Source organism: Streptococcus sp. 1449 (assembly GCF_013276805.1).
Lineage (GTDB): Bacteria > Bacillota > Bacilli > Lactobacillales > Streptococcaceae > Streptococcus > Streptococcus pseudopneumoniae.
Map to the genome: position 1 here is coordinate 52,134 of NZ_VMLS01000004.1, position 20,096 is coordinate 72,229.

At 40.1% G+C, this 20,096-nt stretch carries 16 protein-coding genes, 1 tRNA gene and 1 other RNA gene; 12 read left to right on the forward strand and 6 right to left on the reverse strand.

Annotation, left to right across the window (positions count from 1 at the left end):
- Positions 1-17: 17 nt before the first annotated feature.
- Positions 18-1,430: a Fe-S cluster assembly protein SufB gene (sufB, locus tag HT687_RS01530; RefSeq protein ID WP_000797052.1), complete on the forward strand. Its 1,413-nt coding sequence runs from the start codon at positions 18-20 to the stop codon at positions 1,428-1,430.
- 227 nt (positions 1,431-1,657) lie between these two features.
- On the opposite strand, the gene pbp3 is transcribed toward sufB, so the two are convergent.
- Positions 1,658-2,899 (reverse strand): D-alanyl-D-alanine carboxypeptidase PBP3, encoded by a 1,242-nt coding sequence (pbp3, locus tag HT687_RS01535; protein ID WP_023936173.1) that lies wholly within the window; start codon positions 2,897-2,899, stop codon positions 1,658-1,660.
- Between the two features lie 102 nt (positions 2,900-3,001).
- On the opposite strand from pbp3, the gene cozE reads away from it, so the two are divergent.
- Together cozE and ssrA are read left to right on the forward strand one after the other, a co-directional pair.
- A complete protein-coding gene (gene cozE, locus HT687_RS01540; RefSeq protein WP_023936171.1) occupies positions 3,002-4,111 on the forward strand; it encodes a cell elongation protein CozE in 1,110 nt (369 codons plus the stop codon).
- Between the two features lie 646 nt (positions 4,112-4,757).
- Positions 4,758-5,105: a transfer-messenger RNA gene (gene ssrA / locus HT687_RS01545) on the forward strand.
- A 247-nt stretch (positions 5,106-5,352) separates the two neighbouring features.
- Here the strand turns inward: ssrA and HT687_RS01550 are convergent.
- From HT687_RS01550 to HT687_RS01565, 4 genes are all read right to left on the reverse strand, one after another.
- On the reverse strand, positions 5,353-6,129 hold the full coding sequence (locus tag HT687_RS01550; protein ID WP_050222948.1) for a DUF1828 domain-containing protein: 777 nt from the start codon (positions 6,127-6,129) through the stop codon (positions 5,353-5,355).
- 26 nt (positions 6,130-6,155) lie between these two features.
- Positions 6,156-6,626, reverse strand: coding sequence for a hypothetical protein (locus HT687_RS01555; protein WP_023936167.1), 471 nt, complete (start codon positions 6,624-6,626; stop codon positions 6,156-6,158).
- 54 nt (positions 6,627-6,680) lie between these two features.
- On the reverse strand, positions 6,681-7,145 hold the full coding sequence (locus tag HT687_RS01560; protein ID WP_023936165.1) for a TM2 domain-containing protein: 465 nt from the start codon (positions 7,143-7,145) through the stop codon (positions 6,681-6,683).
- Positions 7,146-7,500: 355 nt separating this feature from the next.
- Positions 7,501-7,588, reverse strand: a tRNA-Ser gene (locus tag HT687_RS01565).
- 161 nt (positions 7,589-7,749) lie between these two features.
- On the opposite strand from HT687_RS01565, the gene HT687_RS01570 reads away from it, so the two are divergent.
- From HT687_RS01570 to HT687_RS01585, 4 genes are all read left to right on the forward strand, one after another.
- Positions 7,750-8,490: a DeoR/GlpR family DNA-binding transcription regulator gene (locus HT687_RS01570; protein WP_000920625.1), complete on the forward strand. Its 741-nt coding sequence runs from the start codon at positions 7,750-7,752 to the stop codon at positions 8,488-8,490.
- On the forward strand, positions 8,487-9,398 hold the full coding sequence (gene pfkB, locus HT687_RS01575; protein WP_138704279.1) for a 1-phosphofructokinase: 912 nt from the start codon (positions 8,487-8,489) through the stop codon (positions 9,396-9,398). The genes HT687_RS01570 and pfkB overlap by 4 nt, the downstream gene beginning before the upstream one ends.
- A complete protein-coding gene (locus tag HT687_RS01580) occupies positions 9,395-11,347 on the forward strand; it encodes a fructose-specific PTS transporter subunit EIIC (RefSeq protein WP_172924047.1) in 1,953 nt (650 codons plus the stop codon). Before pfkB ends, HT687_RS01580 begins: the two co-directional genes overlap by 4 nt.
- Positions 11,348-11,435: 88 nt before the next feature.
- Positions 11,436-13,739 (forward strand): DNA translocase FtsK, encoded by a 2,304-nt coding sequence (locus tag HT687_RS01585; protein ID WP_345890529.1) that lies wholly within the window; start codon positions 11,436-11,438, stop codon positions 13,737-13,739.
- Between the two features lie 187 nt (positions 13,740-13,926).
- On the opposite strand, the gene HT687_RS01590 is transcribed toward HT687_RS01585, so the two are convergent.
- A complete protein-coding gene (locus tag HT687_RS01590) occupies positions 13,927-14,352 on the reverse strand; it encodes a DUF6556 family protein (RefSeq protein WP_031222983.1) in 426 nt (141 codons plus the stop codon).
- A gap of 139 nt (positions 14,353-14,491) precedes the next feature.
- On the opposite strand from HT687_RS01590, the gene HT687_RS01595 reads away from it, so the two are divergent.
- From HT687_RS01595 to HT687_RS01615, 5 genes are all read left to right on the forward strand, one after another.
- The gene (locus HT687_RS01595; RefSeq protein ID WP_119919827.1) at positions 14,492-15,634 is read left to right on the forward strand and encodes a cysteine desulfurase family protein; all 1,143 of its coding nucleotides are present in this window, start codon (positions 14,492-14,494) and stop codon (positions 15,632-15,634) included.
- An 8-nt stretch (positions 15,635-15,642) separates the two neighbouring features.
- Positions 15,643-16,857: a tRNA uracil 4-sulfurtransferase ThiI gene (gene thiI, locus HT687_RS01600; protein ID WP_138706748.1), complete on the forward strand. Its 1,215-nt coding sequence runs from the start codon at positions 15,643-15,645 to the stop codon at positions 16,855-16,857.
- Between the two features lie 136 nt (positions 16,858-16,993).
- Positions 16,994-17,818: an alpha/beta hydrolase gene (locus HT687_RS01605; protein ID WP_031233572.1), complete on the forward strand. Its 825-nt coding sequence runs from the start codon at positions 16,994-16,996 to the stop codon at positions 17,816-17,818.
- Between the two features lie 20 nt (positions 17,819-17,838).
- Positions 17,839-18,579 (forward strand): esterase family protein, encoded by a 741-nt coding sequence (locus HT687_RS01610; RefSeq protein WP_023936152.1) that lies wholly within the window; start codon positions 17,839-17,841, stop codon positions 18,577-18,579.
- 12 nt (positions 18,580-18,591) lie between these two features.
- Positions 18,592-19,758 (forward strand): ATP-grasp domain-containing protein, encoded by a 1,167-nt coding sequence (locus HT687_RS01615; protein WP_138707235.1) that lies wholly within the window; start codon positions 18,592-18,594, stop codon positions 19,756-19,758.
- The last annotated feature ends 338 nt before the right edge of the window (positions 19,759-20,096 follow it).

Sequence of the window (20,096 nt, forward strand, 5' to 3'; positions counted from 1 at the left end):
ATGAAAGAAAGGATATTATGGCTGAAGAAAGAGTAGAACCAAAACCAATTGACCTTGGTGAATATAAATTTGGTTTCCATGATGATGTAGAGCCTGTCCTATCGACAGGAAAAGGATTGAATGAAGATGTCATTCGTGAACTATCAGCTGCTAAGGGAGAACCTGAGTGGATGTTAGAATTTCGTTTGAAGTCTTATGAAACCTTCAAAAAAATGCCCATGCAAACTTGGGGAGCAGACTTGTCAGAGATTGACTTTGATGACTTGATTTATTATCAAAAACCATCTGATAAGCCAGCTCGTTCATGGGATGAGGTTCCTGAAAAAATTAAAGAAACCTTTGAACGTATCGGAATTCCGGAAGCTGAGCGTGCTTATTTAGCTGGTGCCTCTGCCCAGTACGAGTCAGAAGTAGTTTACCACAACATGAAGGAAGAGTTTGAGAAGTTAGGTATCATCTTTACAGATACGGATTCTGCTCTCAAAGAATACCCAGACTTGTTTAAACAATACTTCGCTAAGTTGGTACCGCCGACAGATAACAAGTTGGCTGCCCTTAACTCAGCAGTATGGTCAGGTGGAACCTTTATCTACGTACCAAAAGGGGTCAAGGTAGATATTCCACTTCAAACCTACTTCCGTATCAATAACGAAAATACTGGTCAGTTTGAACGTACTTTGATTATCGTTGATGAAGGAGCAAGTGTCCACTACGTAGAGGGCTGTACAGCACCAACTTATTCAAGTAACAGCTTGCATGCGGCCATCGTAGAAATCTTTTCCTTAAAAGGAGCTTATATGCGTTATACAACCATTCAAAACTGGTCTGACAACGTCTATAACTTGGTAACGAAACGTGCCAAAGCCTTGAAAGATGCGACTGTTGAGTGGATTGATGGAAACTTGGGTGCCAAAACAACCATGAAATACCCATCTGTTTGCCTAGATGGAGAAGGGGCGCGTGGTACTATGCTTTCTATTGCCTTTGCTAATGCAGGGCAACACCAGGACACTGGTGCCAAGATGATTCACAATGCTCCACATACCAGTTCGTCTATCGTGTCTAAATCCATCGCTAAAGGCGGAGGAAAGGTTGACTACCGTGGTCAAGTAACCTTTAACAAGAACTCTAAGAAATCTGTTTCTCACATTGAATGTGATACCATTATCATGGATGACTTGTCGGCATCAGATACTATTCCATTTAATGAAATCCACAACTCGCAAGTTGCTTTGGAACACGAAGCTAAGGTTTCTAAGATTTCAGAAGAACAATTGTATTACCTCATGAGTCGTGGATTGTCAGAATCAGAAGCGACAGAAATGATTGTTATGGGATTTGTGGAGCCCTTCACAAAAGAGCTTCCAATGGAGTATGCTGTTGAGCTGAACCGTTTGATTAGCTATGAGATGGAAGGGTCAGTTGGGTAAAATTTGATTTTAGATATACTCAAAATCAAGGACTTTGATACTATTCGAAAATCAAAGTGTAAACCACGTCAGCTTTATCTACAACCTCAAAGCGGTGCTTTGAGCAACCTACGGCTAGCTTCCTAGTTTACTCTTTGATTTTCATTGAGCATTAGATCTACTCAAAATCAAGAACTTTGAAGATGAATTTGTAATAAAAAAAAATCGCGGTTTAAATCGCGATTTTTTTATAATTTCTCGTTAACAAAGCGGACAAACTGATTCCACCAAACTTTTAAGAAGAAGGCTTTTTCCATTTTCTTGTCTGCAACCATTTCGAAACTAGGGCGCTCTGTGGTGATGTAACCTTGACCAATCAAGTCCTTGTCTTCGTAAGTCAAATGGCCAACCACTGTTCCAGCTTCAAGTGGTGCTGGGATTGCTTTGGAATCAGGTGTGAATTGAATAGATTGAGAAGATTGATTCCCGATACGTTCAATTAGATAGATATCCTCTGGAGCCACTGCAGTGACCGTATCTTCTTTTCCATCTTGTACAGGGGCTTTGCTATCTTGATAGGCATCGCCTTGCTGAACGATTTTGCGAAGTGTAAATGTAGAAGAAATATAATCCATTAGGGAAGATGTAGCTGTAAAACGAGAGTAAGGATTATTGTCTTGATGATCTGCATTCAAAATAACAGTGATAACCCTCATGCCTTTTTCGACAGTAGTACCAACAAAAGACTCTCCAGCCTTATCTGTTGTTCCTGTTTTCAGTCCATCAAAACCACCACGGTAAGCAGGCATACCTTCTAACATGTAGTTGGTCGAAGTGATTGTCATTCCAGCAAAAGTAGAAGAAGGTTTTTTGGTGATTTCCAAGACTTGTGGGTATTTTTTGATGAGGTTACGAGCAACAATAGCAACATCATAAGCACTGAGCTTGTTTTCATCATCTTTTTTTGAGCCCGGGTAAATATTATCTCCTAGAGTCTCGTTGTTCAGACCAGTTGTATTGACAACAGTAGCATCTTTGATTCCCCATTCCAAGAGTTTTGCTCGCATCATATCAACGAAGTTTTTTTCTGAGCCAGCAATTTTCTCAGCTAGGGCAATAGCGGCGCTGTTGGCACTAGATACCAGAGTTGCTTCAAGCAACTCTTCGACAGTATAATTACGGGCCTCCATAGGAACATTACTGGCTTCAGAATTTGTCGTCAATTGATAAGGATAATCAGAAATATCTACAGGAGTGGAGAGGGTAATACTTCCCTTTTCCAAAGCTTCATAGACCAGATAAACAGTAATCAATTTTGTTATGGAAGCAATTTCGACAGGTTGCGTTGCATCCTTCTCATAGAGAATTTTACCAGTATTTGCCTCAACAGCAATGGCATGTTTTGCAGCAATGGTAAAATCTTGAGCAGCAACAGTAGAAGCACCTCCTAAAAGGGAGACAGTTAATAAAGTTAACAATATTTTTTTCATAGTAGTCTTATTCTATCATAAAGAAAAAAAATATTCTTGCTTTAATAATTCATCCGTTAAGCTTTTTGAAAATATGGTAAAATAGAGTGAGGGAGGTAACTCATGTTTCGTAGAAATAAATTATTTTTTTGGACCACAGAAATTTTACTCTTAACCATCATCTTTTACCTATGGAGACAGATGGGGTCTTTGATTAACCCTTTTGTTAGCGTGCTTAATACAATTATGATTCCATTTTTATTAGGGGGCTTTCTTTATTATTTGACAAACCCTATTGTTACTTTCTTAAATAAAGTCTGTAAACTCAATCGTTTACTTGGTATTTTAATTACCTTGTGTGCTTTGGTCTGGGGAATGGTCATAGGTGTTGTCTATCTCTTACCTATTTTGATTAATCAGTTATCTAGCTTGATTATATCTAGTCAAACTATTTATAGTCGAGTACAAGACTTAATCATAGACTTATCTAATTATCCTGCGCTCCAGAATTTGGATGTAGAAGCTACAATTCAGCAGTTAAACTTATCCTATGTTGATATTCTTCAAAAGATCCTAAATAGCGTATCAAATAGTGTGGGGAGCGTCTTGTCAGCTCTTATCAGTACTGTTTTGATTTTGATTATGACTCCAGTTTTTTTGGTTTATTTCTTATTAGATGGACATAAATTCTTGCCCATGCTTGAAAGAACGGTTCTAAAGAGGGATCGCTTGCATATTGCAGGCTTATTAAAGAATTTAAATGCGACGATTGCTCGCTATATTAGTGGAGTTTCGATTGACGCAATCATTATAGGTTGTTTAGCTTATATTGGCTATAGTATTATTGGTTTAAAATATGCTTTAGTTTTTGCTATTTTTTCTGGTGTAGCCAATTTAATTCCTTATGTGGGGCCAAGTATTGGTTTGATTCCTATGATTATTGCAAATATATTCACTGATCCCCATAGAATGCTGATTGCAGTGATTTATATGCTTGTTGTTCAGCAGGTAGATGGCAATATCTTATATCCTCGAATCGTAGGAAGTGTTATGAAGGTTCATCCAATCACGATTTTAGTTTTACTTTTGTTGTCAAGCAATATCTATGGTGTAGTTGGAATGATTGTCGCAGTGCCAACCTATTCTATCTTAAAAGAAATTTCTAAGTTCTTATCCCGTTTGTATGAAAATCATAAAATAATGAAAGAACGAGAAAGAGAATTAGCTAAGTAAAAGTCAGGAGACCCCTGATTTTTCTTTACTGGAAGTGGCCTTTAGATTAGAAGATTGAAAATAAGTTAAAGTCCTAAACTAATTTTCACAGCTAAGAATAGTAGAAGTTAATCTGGTAAAAATCGAAAAAACCAGTGGAATTCCGTGTCAGGATAAGTTCCACTGGTTTTCATAGTCTATTAAAGTTCGAATGAAACCTATTTATAGTAGATTGAAACTAGAATAGTACACCTCTAATTCTAAAACATTGTTAGAAATCGGTTTGACTGTCCTGATCTATTCGTCCTATTCTTATTTCATTTTACTATATTTTGGTGCAATAAGTGAAAAGTAGTCCGAATAATATAAGGATTGATTTTATTGTTTTTAAACTCAAATGAATTGAAACAAAGAGAGTAGGAAAATTCTCATCTGAAAGTATTTTAGAATAATTCTCTTCGTGAATTTCTTCAAAACAGATAGCTTTATCTTAGGTAGGTGTTAATTGGATTTCGTAAGCTCTATTCACAATCGTAAAGTTATGCACTGAGAAAGTTGTAGTTAGTCTCCCAGTTTGCTAAATTTCTCGAATAGTATCTTTTTTAGGTATGTGATTTCTTTTTTGCATTTTCGTGTTAGATAAGGTATAATGGTTTTATTGTCTTTTGGGGTCGTTACGGATTCGACAGGCATTATGAGGCATATTTTGCGACTCGTGTGGCGACGTAAACGCTCAGTTAAATATAACTGCAAAAAATAACACTTCTTACGCTCTAGCTGCCTAAAAACCAGCAGGCGTGACCCGATTTGGATTGCTCGTGTTCAATGACAGGTCTTATTATTAGCGAGATACGATTGAGTCTTGTCTAGCGGCTTGATAAGAGATTGATAGACTCGCAGTTTCTAGGCTTGAGTTATGTGTCGAGGGGCTGTTAAACTAATACATAACCTATGGTTGTAGACAAATATGTTGGCAGGTGTTTGGACGTGGGTTCGACTCCCACCGGCTCCATTATTCCTTTGCATTCCTTGGTAAAACGTTGTTAAATCAACGTTTTTTGTTTTTGTCTTTGGTATTCCTTTGCATTCTTTTGCTAAAAAAGGAGTCACAAACAGAGCCTAAAACAGACCCTATTTTTAAAAAAGGGATACAAAAAAAGGATACAACATTTGTTGCATCCTAGAAATCTATGTACTTCGTAAAGCGTTCTCCGATTCGAGTATTCCTCTGCATGCTTTAGTAAATATAGGATTTTTTGTAGTTACTTCCCTAATTGGACCTCTAATTGTTCTTTATCTGAGAAGTTCAAAATGTTAATACCATACTCTTGTAGAGCGATTTGATGGTCATCTTTGATATTATTATACCCTTCATCGCTTACAATGATATACAACTGTTCTGTATCTCCATATTCTTTTCTACGGTATTCAGATGTATCTAACCAACTAGCTAAGATAGTATCAACTTGTTGTTTGGTTATGTTATTGTGAACTCTGGCTATTTTTGAAATACCTTTACTCATAAACACAAAATTAAAGCGGTGTTCTAAACGAGATTTACCTGCAATTGAGAAAGCTGGAAAGACTGTGTAATGCTCATTTTTCATGAAGTAAGATTTAACATCGTCTAAAAATTGAGATTTAATATTGTTAGGTGTTAGCTGAATAAAGTCATAAACATTCATCAGCAATTGTGTCATATCATGTATGACTTGTCCTAGATGTTCTTTACCAGTCGTCCGTTCGATTGCTCCATCGTGTAAATCAAATCCATTAAAGTGGAGAAGTGAGTTAAAGATGTCTTGACGTCGCCCTTTTTTTGTAACATCAATATTATTAATGGATAAATTCCAGATAGTATAACCATCATCTGTAACTGTCAAATGTTTTCCATTGCTTTTTATTGAGAAACCAATAGCTTCACCTAATGGGTCTATAAAAGGAGTAATCACTTCAGTATGAGTATCAGTCACATCGTTAAAAACAGCGTTTTCTTTTATGTAATTTAGATAGGTATTTTTGATATCAGTAGCATTCATGATATTCTCCTTTCTTTATAGGGTGATTATAACAAATCCTCTTGTATATTAATTGCTATATTTTCAGGATTGTTCACATTGGTATAGTCAAGCAAATTATCAAGCATATTCAGGAAGTCATCAGTGTTAAGAATATCTTCATAAGGTAGTGGATAGGCTTTGTAATGAGTTGTTTCATCCCCTTTTTGATAATACTCTTCTTCAGAGAAGATGTTAACTCGATTGCCCCAAACTTTCTCGCCGTTTGCGTTCTTATGGAATTTATTATTTAGATTGATTCGTAAGAGAGTATAGTTGTGTTGAGTTTCCCTTAGATGAAAAACTTTGCTTGTAGTGCTGTAGAAGTAGTTCAAAATAAATCTAGTATCATGCTTGCCAACAAGGTCAATAGTACCTGAACTGCGATTCGTAAGAGTTCGATTGTGTTTATTAGCAATTGCTTTAATTATTTTTATGAGAGCTTTAGCTTCACTATCTGTCAGAAGTAACTCTTTCATATCTTTCCTTTCTACTTTATCTACATTCTAGAGAGTGGAAATCTGAAATGTAGATCAGACAGCGATCCTTCCGTATGCATCTGGTTTCTTAAAGAGAGCTATGATGCCTTGGAAAAGTGCAATAATAGCAGGTATTCCTGTTAAAGATAAAATCAGAAAAAGGAAACCTTTTCCGTTATATCCTGCGTAAAAATGATGTATACCCAATCCGCCTAAGAATAAAGCAAGAATAACATAAACCCACTTATTAACATAATGTACACCCGTAGCGATTTCTTGAGTGTGAACAACTTGTGACTGATTTTGCACAGCGTTGTTTTCATTGACAATGTTAATATTAATTTTGTCGTCTTTTTTATCTTCAACTTTCATGATAATAATCTCACCATCTACTTTATGAATTTCAACTTCGTCACCTAATTTTGGAACAAAATTTAATTCAGATGGATTTATTTTTAAGTACTCTTCATTATGTGAGATTACAACCTCTGCTCCTGTAACTTTAACAACTTTTGACATTTTGTTCTTCCCTTCATTTTACACTCTATAGAATTTCATAATAAGTTTTGATATTTAATTTATCTGTTTTTATAAGTAAAGTATATCAAAAAAAGAACGAAAAGAAAATCTTTTATGGTTTAGTTAAAAAGTAAGAGTTTAAGAAACTGGATTAATTAAACTTGAAGTATTTGAGATTTTGTCTTTTACTGTTTGTAAAATAGTATGAGATAAGAAGGGAGTGGAAAGAATTCATACTCTCTCTAGAACTTGTATATTGAAACGATGTGGAGATTGTAAAGAAATTACAAAATACCCAAAAACTAAGATAGAAATACAAAGTTTTAGGGTATCATGTATTAGATCTGTTTTTCCACGGAAGACATGGGATTCGAACCCACGCACGCTATTACACGCCTACCGCGTTTCCAACACGGCCTCTTAAGCCTCTTGAGTAATCTTCCAATACTTACTTAAATAGTCTACCATAAAGGTCCTTATCTTGCAATAAAAATTCTGTAAATAAGAAAAATGACAGAATTTGAAGGAAAATGATAAAAAGTGCTTGACTTTGAAAAAAAGTATGATAGAATGAATGGTGTAAACGATAACAGGAGGTGATTCAGTGTTAAAAACAGAGCGTAAGCAACTGATTTTAGAGGAGTTAAATCAACATCATGTAGTTGCTCTTGAAAAATTAGTTAGTTTGCTAGAAACGTCAGAATCAACGGTTCGAAGAGACTTGGATGAGTTGGAAGCGGAAAACAAGCTTCGTCGTGTGCATGGTGGAGCAGAACTCCCCCACTCCTTACAGGAAGAAGAAACCATTCAAGAAAAATCTGTCAAAAACCTTCAAGAAAAGAAGTTGCTGGCTCAGAAAGCAGCCTCTCTCATTAAAGAAAAAGATGTCATCTTTATCGATGCTGGAACAACAACTGCTTTTTTGATTCATGAATTGGTCAATAAGAATGTTACAGTTGTGACCAACTCCATTCACCATGCCGCTCAGTTGGTTGAAAAGCAGATTCCAATTGTCATGGTTGGAGGAAACGTCAAGACGGCGACAGATGCTAGTATCGGGGGCGTTGCTCTTAACCAGATTAACCAATTGCACTTTGACCGTGCCTTTATCGGAATGAATGGTGTTGACGATGGCTATTATACGACTCCTGATATGGAGGAGGGAGCTGTGAAAAGAGCTATTTTGGAGAATGCCAAGCAGACCTACGTCTTGGTGGATTCGTCAAAAATTGGACAAACTTGCTTTGCCAAGGTAGCACCGCTCAAACGAGCTATCGTTATCACAAGTCAAGGGCATGAGCTTTTGCAGGCTATTAAGGAAAAAACGGAGGTAATAGAAGTATGATTTATACAGTCACACTCAATCCATCTATTGACTATATTGTGCGTTTGGACCAAGTTCAAGTCGGTAGTGTCAATCGTATGGACAGTGATGATAAGTTTGCTGGTGGGAAAGGAATCAATGTTAGCCGTGTCTTGAAACGCTTGGATATTCCCAATACTGCGACTGGATTTATCGGTGGCTTTACTGGTAAATTTATCACAGATACTTTGGCAGAGGAAAAAATTGAGACACGTTTTGTCCAAGTGGCAGAAGATACTCGTATCAATGTTAAGATAAAAGCAGACCAGGAAACAGAAATCAACGGAAGGGGTCCAACTGTTGAACCAGCTCAGCTAGAAGAATTGAAAGCTATTTTATCTAGCTTGACTGCAGATGATACAGTTGTCTTTGCTGGTTCAAGTGCTAAAAATCTAGGCAATGTTATCTATAAGGATTTGATTTCCTTGACCCGTCAGACTGGTGCGCAGGTGGTTTGCGATTTTGAAGGACAGACCTTGATTGATAGTTTGGACTATCAGCCACTTTTGGTTAAACCAAACAATCATGAACTTGGAGCGATTTTTGGGGTTAAACTCGAAAGTTTGGACCAAATTGAGAAATATGCTCGTGAGTTACTGGCTAAAGGTGCTCAAAACGTCATTATCTCTATGGCTGGTGATGGTGCCCTTCTGGTAACATCTGGGGGAGCTTACTTTGCCAAACCTATCAAGGGAACAGTTAAAAATTCAGTTGGAGCTGGTGATTCAATGGTTGCCGGATTCACAGGTGAATTTGTCAAATCCAAAGACGCAGTAGAAGCCTTCAAATGGGGAGTGGCTTGCGGAACGGCAACCACCTTCTCAGATGATTTGGCAACAGCAGAATTTATTAAAGAAACATATGAAAAAGTTGAGGTAGAAAAACGATGAAAATTCAAGACTTATTGAGAAAAGATGTCATGTTGCTGGATTTGCAGGCAACTGAAAAAACAGCTGTCATCGACGAGATGATTAAAAATTTGACAGACCACGGTTATGTAACAGATTTTGAAACTTTTAAAGAAGGCATTTTGGCGCGTGAAGCCTTGACTTCTACTGGTTTGGGTGACGGTATCGCAATGCCTCACAGCAAAAACGCTGCTGTCAAAGAAGCGACAGTTCTATTTGCTAAGTCAAATAAGGGTGTTGATTATGAGAGCTTGGACGGACAACCAACAGACCTCTTCTTCATGATTGCGGCTCCAGAAGGTGCCAATGACACTCACTTGGCAGCCTTGGCAGAATTGTCTCAATACTTGATGAAAGACGGTTTTGCTGACAAACTTCGTCAAGCAACATCAGCTGATCAAGTCATCGAACTTTTTGACAAAGCTTCAGAAAAAACTGAGGAACCTGTTCAAGTACCTGCCAATAACTCTGGTGACTTTATCGTGGCTGTTACAGCTTGTACGACAGGTATTGCCCACACTTACATGGCCCAAGAAGCCCTTCAAAAAGTGGCTGCTGAAATGGGGGTTGGTATCAAGGTCGAAACCAACGGTGCCAGCGGTGTTGGGAACCAACTAACATCAGAGGACATCCGTAAGGCTAAAGCTGTTATCATCGCAGCAGACAAGGCAGTTGAAATGGATCGTTTCGATGGCAAACCATTGATCAATCGTCCAGTTGCTGACGGTATCCGTAAAACAGAAGAGCTGATTAACTTGGCTCTTTCTGGGGATGCTGAAATCTACCGTGCCGCTAATGGTGCCAAAGCCGCAACAGCCTCTAACGAAAAACAAAGCCTTGGTGGTGCCTTCTACAAACACTTGATGAGTGGTGTATCTCAAATGTTGCCATTCGTTATTGGTGGTGGTATCATGATTGCCCTTGCCTTCTTGATTGACGGTGCTTTGGGCGTTCCAAATGAAAACCTTGGTAATCTTGGTTCCTACCATGAACTAGCTTCTATGTTCATGAAAATTGGTGGAGCTGCCTTTGGTTTGATGCTTCCAGTCTTTGCAGGTTATGTTGCCTATTCTATTGCTGAAAAACCAGGTTTGGTAGCTGGTTTCGTGGCTGGTGCTATTGCCAAAGAAGGGTTTGCCTTTGGTAAGATCCCTTATGCCGCAGGTGGTGAAGCAACTTCAACTCTTGCAGGTGTATCATCTGGTTTCCTAGGTGCCCTTGTGGGAGGATTTATCGCAGGTGCATTGGTTCTTGCTATCAAGAAATACGTTAAAGTTCCTCGTTCACTTGAAGGTGCTAAATCAATCCTTCTCTTGCCACTTCTTGGAACGATCTTGACTGGATTTGTCATGCTAGCTGTGAATATCCCGATGGCGGCAATCAACACTGCTATGAATGACTTCCTAGGCGGTCTTGGAGGCGGTTCAGCTGTCCTTCTTGGTATCGTCCTTGGTGGAATGATGGCTGTTGACATGGGTGGACCAGTTAACAAAGCGGCTTATGTCTTTGGTACAGGTACGCTTGCAGCGACTGTTTCTTCAGGTGGTTCTGTAGCCATGGCAGCAGTTATGGCTGGAGGAATGGTGCCACCACTTGCAATCTTTGTCGCAACGCTTCTTTTCAAAGATAAATTTACCAAGGAAGAACGCAACTCTGGTTTGACGAATATCATCATGGGCTTGTCATTTATCACTGAGGGAGCGATTCCGTTTGGTGCAGCTGACCCAGCTCGTGCGATTCCAAGTTTCATTCTTGGTTCAGCAGTAGCAGGAGGTCTCGTTGGTCTTACTGGTATCAAACTCATGGCGCCACACGGAGGAATCTTCGTTATTGCCCTTACTTCAAATGCCCTCCTTTACCTCGTTTCTGTCTTGGTAGGAGCAATCGTAAGTGGTGTAGTCTATGGTTACCTACGCAAACCACAAGCATAAAACTTAGATAGAAAATGAAAAGATTGGATCGTTTGGTGCAGTCTTTTTCTCTTTCCGAAATGCCTGTGAAATATGCTATAATAGAAGAATGACAAACAAGAATACAAGTAAAACAAGACGGAGACCGTCTAAAGCAGAACTCGAAAGAAAAGAAGCGATTCAACGAATGTTGATTTCGTTGGGAATCGCGCTTTTATTGATTTTCGCAGCCTTCAAATTAGGGGCTGCAGGTATCACTCTTTACAATTTAATTCGCTTGCTGGTGGGGAGCCTAGCTTATCTGGCAATATTTGCCCTCTTGATCTATCTCTTCTTTTTCAAGTGGATACGAAAACAGGAAGGCCTCCTATCTGGCTTTTTCATTATATTTGCAGGCTTGCTCCTGATTTTTGAGGCCTACTTGGTTTGGAAATATAGCTTGGACAAGTCGGTTTTAAAAGGAACTATGGCTCAGGTTGTGACTGATTTGACAGGTTTTCGAACGACCAGTTTTGCTGGAGGGGGCCTGATTGGAGTTGGCCTCTATATGCCAACCGCCTTTCTCTTTTCAAATATCGGCACTTACTTTATTGGTTCTATCTTGATTTTAGCAGGCGCTCTCCTAATCAGTCCTTGGTCTGTTTATGATATTGCTGAATTTTTCAGTAGAGGATTTGCCAAATGGAGGGAAGGACATGAGCGTCGAAAAGAGGAACGCTTTGTCAAACAAGAAGAAAAAGCTCGCCAAAAGGCTGAGAAAGAGGCTAGATTAGAACAAGAAGAAGCTGAAAAAGCCTTACTCGATTTACCTCCTGTTGATATGGAAACGGGTGAAATTCTGACTGATGATGTTGTGCTTGACGTTCCTCCTGTTCCAGAAGAAGAGTGGGTGGAACCAGAAATCATCCTGCCTCAAGCTGAACTTGAATTCCCTGAACAGGAAGATGGCTCTGACGATGAAGATGTTCAGGTCGATTTTTCAGCCAAGGAAGCCCTCGAATACAAACTTCCAAGCTTACAACTCTTTGCCCCAGATAAACCCAAAGACCAGTCTAAAGAGAAGAAAATCGTTCGGGAAAATATCAAAATTCTAGAAGAAACCTTTGCTAGCTTTGGTATCAAGGTAACAGTTGAACGGGCTGAAATTGGGCCATCAGTGACCAAATATGAAGTTAAGCCAGCAGTGGGTGTACGGGTCAACCGCATTTCCAATCTAGCAGATGACCTCGCTCTAGCCTTGGCTGCTAAGGATGTCCGAATCGAAGCACCTATCCCGGGGAAATCCTTAGTTGGAATCGAAGTACCCAACTCTGAGATTGCGACTGTATCCTTCCGCGAACTATGGGAACAATCTCAAACGAAAGCAGAAAATCTCTTGGAAATTCCTCTAGGAAAGGCGGTTAATGGCACCGCAAGAGCTTTTGACCTTTCCAAAATGCCCCACTTGCTCGTCGCAGGTTCAACAGGTTCAGGGAAGTCAGTAGCTGTTAATGGCATCATTGCTAGCATTCTGATGAAAGCAAGACCCGACCAGGTCAAGTTTATGATGGTGGATCCCAAGATGGTTGAGTTGTCTGTTTACAATGACATTCCCCACCTCTTGATTCCAGTTGTGACCAATCCACGCAAGGCCAGCAAGGCCCTGCAAAAGGTTGTGGATGAGATGGAAAACCGCTATGAACTCTTTGCCAAGGTGGGAGTTCGTAATATTGCAGGCTTTAATGCCAAGGTAGAAGAGTTTAATGCTCAGTCTGAGTACAAGCAGATTCCACTACCACTTATTGTTGTGATTGTGGATGAGTTGGCTGACCTCATGATGGTAGCAAGCAAGGAAGTGGAAGATGCTATCATCCGTCTAGGACAGAAGGCGCGGGCTGCAGGTATCCACATGATTCTTGCAACCCAGCGTCCATCCGTTGATGTCATCTCTGGTCTGATCAAGGCCAATGTCCCATCTCGAGTGGCTTTTGCGGTATCATCAGGGACAGACTCCCGTACGATCTTGGATGAAAATGGAGCAGAAAAACTTCTTGGTCGAGGAGACATGCTCTTTAAACCGATTGATGAAAATCATCCAGTTCGTCTCCAAGGCTCCTTTATCTCGGATGACGATGTTGAGCGCATTGTGAACTTCATCAAGGCTCAGGCAGATGCGGACTACGATGATAGTTTTGATCCAGGTGAGGTTTCTGAAAACGACGGTGAATTTTCAGATGGTGAATCTGGTGGTGATCCGCTTTTTGAAGAAGCCAAGGCTTTGGTAATCGAAACCCAGAAAGCCAGCGCATCTATGATTCAGCGTCGCTTATCAGTTGGATTTAACCGTGCGACCCGCCTCATGGAAGAACTGGAGATGGCAGGTGTCATCGGTCCAGCTGAAGGTACCAAACCAAGAAAAGTATTGGAACAATAAAAAAATAGCTTCTTTCCAAGTTTGGAGGGAGCTATTTTATTGGCTATTGATTACTTTTATACTCTTCGAAAATCTCTTCAAACCACGTCAGCTTCGCCTTACCGTATATATGNNTCAGTCTTATCTACAACCTCAAAACAGTGTTTTGAGCAGCTTACGGCTAGCTTCCTAGTTTGTTCTTTGATTTTCATTGAGTATTATTTTCTGAAGTTGGAGTATTGGGCTGTTTTTCATTTTCAGTGGCAGGTTTACTTGTAGCAGGTGTAGTAGAGTCCTGAGTTGCTGTTTTCTGATCTTCTTTTTTCTCTTCCTTGACGCTAGATTTTGGCGTTTCCTCTTGTTGTGTTTTTTCTTGACTAGTATTATTTTCCTTATTGGGACTAGTATTTTCCTGAGGGGATTCCTTTTGAATTTCTTTGACAATGGTTGTCGTCGGTGTTGTCGTAGGTTCTTTTTTGGTATTTTTATTATTATCCAAGGCATTCATAATCGTGATAGTCGCAGTAATCAAGCCGAGGATACTACCGATAGTAGTAATGGTTTTTTGAAAAACAGTAAAGCCTTTTTTGATATGTTCTGTTTTCGGTTTTGAAGTTCTACGATAGTTAGACATACATTTTCTCCTTTGATTAAAATTTATTATACCGCATTTCTTTAAAAAAAATCTTAAAAAAAGAGGAATTGCCCTTTCTTGTCGCAGGCTCCGTTTCATGATACAATAGAAGGAGTGATTTTAGAAAGCGTGAGAAAACATGATTTACTTTGATAATTCGGCGACGACCAAGCCTTATCCTGAAGCCCTTGAAACCTATATGCAGGTCGCTTCAAAAATTTTAGGAAATCCATCTAGTCTCCATCGTTTGGGGGACCAGGCAACACGAATCTTAGACGCTTCTCGCCAACAGATTGCAGATTTAATCGGTAAGAAAAGCGATGAAATCTTCTTTACTTCTGGTGGGACAGAAGGGGATAACTGGGTCATCAAGGGTGTGGCCTTTGAAAAAGCCCAGTTTGGCAAGCACATCATTGTTTCAGCCATTGAACATCCAGCAGTCAAAGAATCAGCACTTTGGTTGAAAAATCAAGGTTTTGAAGTGGATTTTGCTCCAGTAGATGAGAAAGGATTTGTGGATGTTGAGGCTCTAGGAGCTTTGATAAGACCTGATACGACCCTCATCTCTATCATGGCAGTAAACAATGAAATTGGCTCTGTTCAGCCCATTGAGGCTATTTCAAAACTATTGGCAGATAAGCCGACTATTTCCTTCCATGTTGATGCGGTTCAAGCACTTGCTAAGATTCCAACTGAAAAATATCTGACTGATAGAGTGGATTTTGCGACTTTCTCTAGTCACAAGTTCCATGGAGTTCGTGGTGTAGGTTTTGTCTATATCAAGTCTGGTAAGAAAATTACGCCACTGTTGACTGGTGGAGGTCAGGAGCGTGATTACCGTTCGACAACTGAAAATGTGGCAGGGATTGCAGCGACAGCCAAGGCTCTCCGTTTATCTATGGAAAAGCTAGATACCTTTAGGAGCAAGACTGGGCAGATGAAGGCAGTGATTCGTCAAGCCCTTCTGGACTATCCAGATATTTTTGTCTTTTCAGATGAGGAAGACTTTGCCCCTCATATCCTGACTTTTGGAATCAAGGGTGTTCGTGGTGAAGTCATCGTTCACGCTTTTGAAGACTATGATATTTTCATCTCAACGACCTCTGCTTGTTCGTCCAAGGCTGGGAAACCTGCAGGAACTCTGATTGCCATGGGAGTAGATAAAGATAAGGCCCAGTCAGCTGTGCGTCTTAGCCTAGACCTTGAAAATGATATGAGTCAGGTCGAGCAGTTTTTGACCAAGCTAAAATTAATTTACAACCAAACTAGAAAAGTAAGATAGGAGCATTTATGCAGTATTCAGAAATTATGATTCGCTACGGTGAGCTGTCAACCAAAGGCAAAAACCGTATGCGTTTCATCAATAAACTTCGCAATAATATTTCAGACGTTTTGTCTATCTATCCCCAAGTTAAGGTAAGGGCAGATCGTGACCGTGCCCATGCTTACCTCAATGGAGCTGATTACACAGCAGTAGCAGAATCACTCAAGCAAGTCTTCGGGATTCAAAATTTTTCTCCAGTATATAAGGTTGAAAAATCTGTAGAAGTTCTGAAGTCTTCTGTGCAAGAGATTATGCAGGACATCTACAAGGAAGGCATGACCTTTAAGATTTCTAGCAAGCGTAGCGACCACAACTTTGAACTCGACAGTCGTGAACTCAACCAAACGCTTGGAGGAGCTATTTTTGAAGCCATTCCAAATGTGCAAGCTCAAATGAAAAGTCCTGACATCAATCTCCAAGTGGAGATTCGAGAAGAGGCAGCCTACCTTTCTTATGAAACTATTCGTGGGGCTGGTGGTTTGCCAGTTGGAACTTCAGGTAAGGGCATGCTCATGCTGTCAGGAGGGATTGATTCACCTGTAGCTGGTTATCTAGCTTTGAAACGTGGAGTGGATATTGAGGCTGTTCACTTTGCCAGTCCACCATATACTAGTCCTGGTGCCCTCAAGAAAGTGCAGGACTTGACCCGTAAATTGACCAAGTTTGGCGGAAATATCCAGTTTATCGAGGTGCCTTTCACAGAGATTCAAGAGGAAATCAAAGCCAAAGCGCCAGAAGCTTATTTGATGACTCTAACTCGTCGCTTTATGATGCGGATTACTGACCGTATTCGTGAGGTACGAAATGGTTTGGTTATCATCAATGGGGAAAGTCTAGGTCAAGTAGCCAGCCAAACCCTTGAAAGTATGAAGGCTATCAATGCTGTTACCAACACTCCCATCATTCGTCCTGTGGTTACCATGGACAAGTTGGAAATCATTGACATCGCCCAGGAAATCGATACCTTTGACATTTCAATCCAACCGTTTGAAGACTGTTGTACCATTTTTGCACCAGATCGTCCAAAAACAAATCCTAAAATTAAGAATGCGGAGCAGTACGAAGCGCGTATGGATGTTGAAGGCTTGGTTGAGCGAGCAGTGGCTGGAATCATGATCACTGAAATCACACCTCAAGCCGAAAAAGATGAAGTCGATGACTTGATTGACAATCTGCTCTAATCAGAAAACGCAAAAGAATAGCGAAAATCAGGAAATAAAGTTAGTTTTTTCTCTAAAAAATAGGTAAAAAACTAACTTTTTTTCTATTTTTATGATATAATGAGATAAAATTTTGAATATAGAGAGTTTTCTGACAATGAATCAATCCTATTTTTATCTAAAAATGAAAGAACACAAACTCAAGGTTCCTTATACAGGTAAGGAGCGCCGTGTGCGTGTTCTTCTGCCTAAAGATTATGAGAAAGACACGAATCGTTCCTATCCTGTTGTTTACTTTCATGACGGGCAAAATGTTTTTTATAGCAAGGAGTCTTTCATTGGTCATTCATGGAAGATTATCCCAGCTATCAAACGAAATCCCGATATCAGTCGCATGATTGTCGTTGCTATTGACAATGATGGTATGGGGCGGATGAATGAGTATGCGGCTTGGAAGTTCCAAGAATCTCCCATCCCAGGGCAGCAGTTTGGTGGTAAGGGTGTGGAGTATGCTGAGTTTGTCATGGAGGTGGTCAAGCCTTTTATCGATGAGACCTATCGTACAAAAGCAGACCGCCAGCATACGGCTATGATTGGTTCCTCACTAGGAGGCAATATTACCCAGTTTATCGGTTTGGAATACCAAGACCAAATTGGTTGCTTGGGCGTCTTTTCATCTGCCAACTGGCTCCACCAAGAAGCCTTTAACCGCTATATCGAGCGTCAGCAACTATCGCCTGACCAGCGCATCTTCATCTATGTGGGAACGGAAGAAGCGGATGATACAGACAAGACCTTGATGGCTGGCAATATCAAACAAGCCTATATCGACTCGTCGCTTCGGTATTACCATGATTTGATAGCAGGTGGGGTACACTTAGATAATCTGGTCTTAAAAGTTCAGTCTGGTGCCATCCATAGTGAAATCCCTTGGTCGGAGAATTTACCAGACTGTCTGAGATTTTTTGCAGAGAAATGGTAAGTTAGAAAAGGAGAAAGCCAATGCATATTGAAAACCTTAGCCACTGGAGTGGTCACCTTAACCGTGAAATGTACCTCAATCGTTATGGATATGCTGGAATTCCAGTTGTGGTCTTTGCTTCATCAGGTGGCAGTCACAATGAATACTATGATTTTGGCATGATTGATGCCTGTGCCTCTTTTATCGAGGAAGGCCGTGTCCAGTTCTTTACCCTATCCAGTGTAGACAGTGAGAGCTGGTTGGCTACTTGGAAAAATGCTCATGATCAAGCGGAAATGCACCGTGCCTACGAACGTTATGTGATTGAGGAGGCTATTCCTTTTATCAAGCACAAGACAGGTTGGTTTGATGGCATGATGACGACAGGTTGCTCTATGGGAGCCTATCATGCACTCAATTTCTTCCTCCAGCATCCAGATGTCTTTACCAAAGTGATTGCTCTCAGTGGTGTTTACGATGCACGTTTCTTTGTCGGCGATTATTACAATGACGATGCTATTTACCAAAACTCGCCAGTAGATTATATCTGGAACCAGAACGACGGCTGGTTTATTGACCGTTACCGTCAGGCAGAGATTGTGTTGTGTACGGGTCTTGGTGCCTGGGAACAAGATGGTCTACCATCTTTCTACAAGCTCAAAGAATCCTTTGACCAGAAACAAATTCCAGCCTGGTTTGCTGAATGGGGACACGATGTCGCCCACGACTGGGAATGGTGGCGCAAACAAATGCCTTATTTCCTCGGGAATCTCTATTTATAAAAGGAGTTACCTATGAATTACCTTGTTATTTCTCCCTACTATCCACAAAATTTTCAACAGTTTACCATTGAACTAGCTAATAAAGGCATCACAGTCTTGGGAATTGGCCAAGAACCATACGAGCAATTGGACGAACCTTTACGCAATAGCCTGACCGAGTATTTCCGTGTAGATAACCTTGAGAACATAGACGAAGTCAAACGTGCAGTTGCTTTTCTCTTTTATAAACACGGCCCAATTGACCGCATTGAGTCTCATAATGAATACTGGCTTGAGTTAGATGCAAGTCTTCGTGAGCAATTCAATGTTTTTGGTGCCAAACCAGAGGATCTCAAAAAGACGAAATATAAGTCTGAAATGAAGAAACTTTTCAAAAAAGTAGGTGTTCCTGTGGTACCTGGAGCTGTTATTAAGACGGAAGCAGATGTTGATCAAGCAGTGAAAGAAATCGGTCTTCCAATGATTGCCAAACCTGACAATGGAGTGGGAGCGGCCGCCACCTTTAAACTTGAGACAGAAGACGATATCAATCACTTCAAGCAAGAATGGGACCATTCAACCCTTTATTTCTTTGAAAAATTTGTCACTTCCAGCGAAATCTGTACCTTTGACGGGCTCGTGGACAAGGATGGAAAGATTGTTTTCTCAACAACCTTTGACTACGCCTATACACCGCTTGATCTCATGATTTATAAGATGGACAATTCCTACTATGTGCTCAAGGATATGGTTCCCAAACTACGCAAGTATGGAGAAGCGATTGTCAAAGAATTTGGTATGAAAGAACGGTTCTTCCATATTGAGTTCTTCCGTGAAGGGGACGACTACATTGCCATTGAGTACAATAACCGTCCTGCAGGTGGTTTTACCATTGATGTTTATAACTTTGCTCATTCCTTGGACCTTTATCGTGGCTATGCAGCCATTGTCGCAGGAGAGGAGTTCCCAGTGTCAGACTTTGAACCGCAGTATTGTTTGGCTACTTCTCGCCGTGCAAATGCCCACTATGTTTATTCAGAAGAGGATTTGCTTGCCAAATACAGTCAGCAGTTCAAGGTTAAAAAAATCATGCCAGCTGCCTTTGCGGAACTTCAAGGGGATTACCTTTATATGCTGACAACTCCGAGTCGACAAGAAATGGATCAGATGATTGCTGATTTCGGACAACGTCAGGCTTAAGAGACTATCGGATTAAGGAAATTCACTCCCTTAATCCTTTTGTTTTGTCTGATAAAAAATAAGAGCATCCTAACAAGGTAGCTATCATAAAACTTGTTCGATAACTATTTGAAGCAGGATTAGGTGGTCAGAAATTGAATTTTAATATTTCAATTGAGTCATAGTATTATGTTTTTGTATCCTTAAATCAGCTAAAAGGATTCATGACGACACCTATATGATATAGTTTTCAAGATACCAAACAAGTCTATTAATACTCAATGAAAATCAAAGAGCAAACTAGGAAGCTAGCCGCAGGTTGCTCAAAATACTGTTTTGAGGTTGTGGATAGAACTGAC

Coding starts and splice junctions, on each gene's coding strand:
- sufB (WP_000797052.1), top strand. CDS start 18: ATGGCTGAAGAAAGAGTAGAACCAAAACCAATTGACCTTGGTGAATAT.
- pbp3 (WP_023936173.1), bottom strand. CDS start 2,899: ATGAAAAAAATATTGTTAACTTTATTAACTGTCTCCCTTTTAGGAGGT.
- cozE (WP_023936171.1), top strand. CDS start 3,002: ATGTTTCGTAGAAATAAATTATTTTTTTGGACCACAGAAATTTTACTC.
- HT687_RS01550 (WP_050222948.1), bottom strand. CDS start 6,129: ATGAATGCTACTGATATCAAAAATACCTATCTAAATTACATAAAAGAA.
- HT687_RS01555 (WP_023936167.1), bottom strand. CDS start 6,626: ATGAAAGAGTTACTTCTGACAGATAGTGAAGCTAAAGCTCTCATAAAA.
- HT687_RS01560 (WP_023936165.1), bottom strand. CDS start 7,145: ATGTCAAAAGTTGTTAAAGTTACAGGAGCAGAGGTTGTAATCTCACAT.
- pfkB (WP_138704279.1), top strand. CDS start 8,487: ATGATTTATACAGTCACACTCAATCCATCTATTGACTATATTGTGCGT.
- HT687_RS01580 (WP_172924047.1), top strand. CDS start 9,395: ATGAAAATTCAAGACTTATTGAGAAAAGATGTCATGTTGCTGGATTTG.
- HT687_RS01585 (WP_345890529.1), top strand. CDS start 11,436: ATGACAAACAAGAATACAAGTAAAACAAGACGGAGACCGTCTAAAGCA.
- HT687_RS01590 (WP_031222983.1), bottom strand. CDS start 14,352: ATGTCTAACTATCGTAGAACTTCAAAACCGAAAACAGAACATATCAAA.
- HT687_RS01595 (WP_119919827.1), top strand. CDS start 14,492: ATGATTTACTTTGATAATTCGGCGACGACCAAGCCTTATCCTGAAGCC.
- thiI (WP_138706748.1), top strand. CDS start 15,643: ATGCAGTATTCAGAAATTATGATTCGCTACGGTGAGCTGTCAACCAAA.
- HT687_RS01605 (WP_031233572.1), top strand. CDS start 16,994: ATGAATCAATCCTATTTTTATCTAAAAATGAAAGAACACAAACTCAAG.
- HT687_RS01610 (WP_023936152.1), top strand. CDS start 17,839: ATGCATATTGAAAACCTTAGCCACTGGAGTGGTCACCTTAACCGTGAA.
- HT687_RS01615 (WP_138707235.1), top strand. CDS start 18,592: ATGAATTACCTTGTTATTTCTCCCTACTATCCACAAAATTTTCAACAG.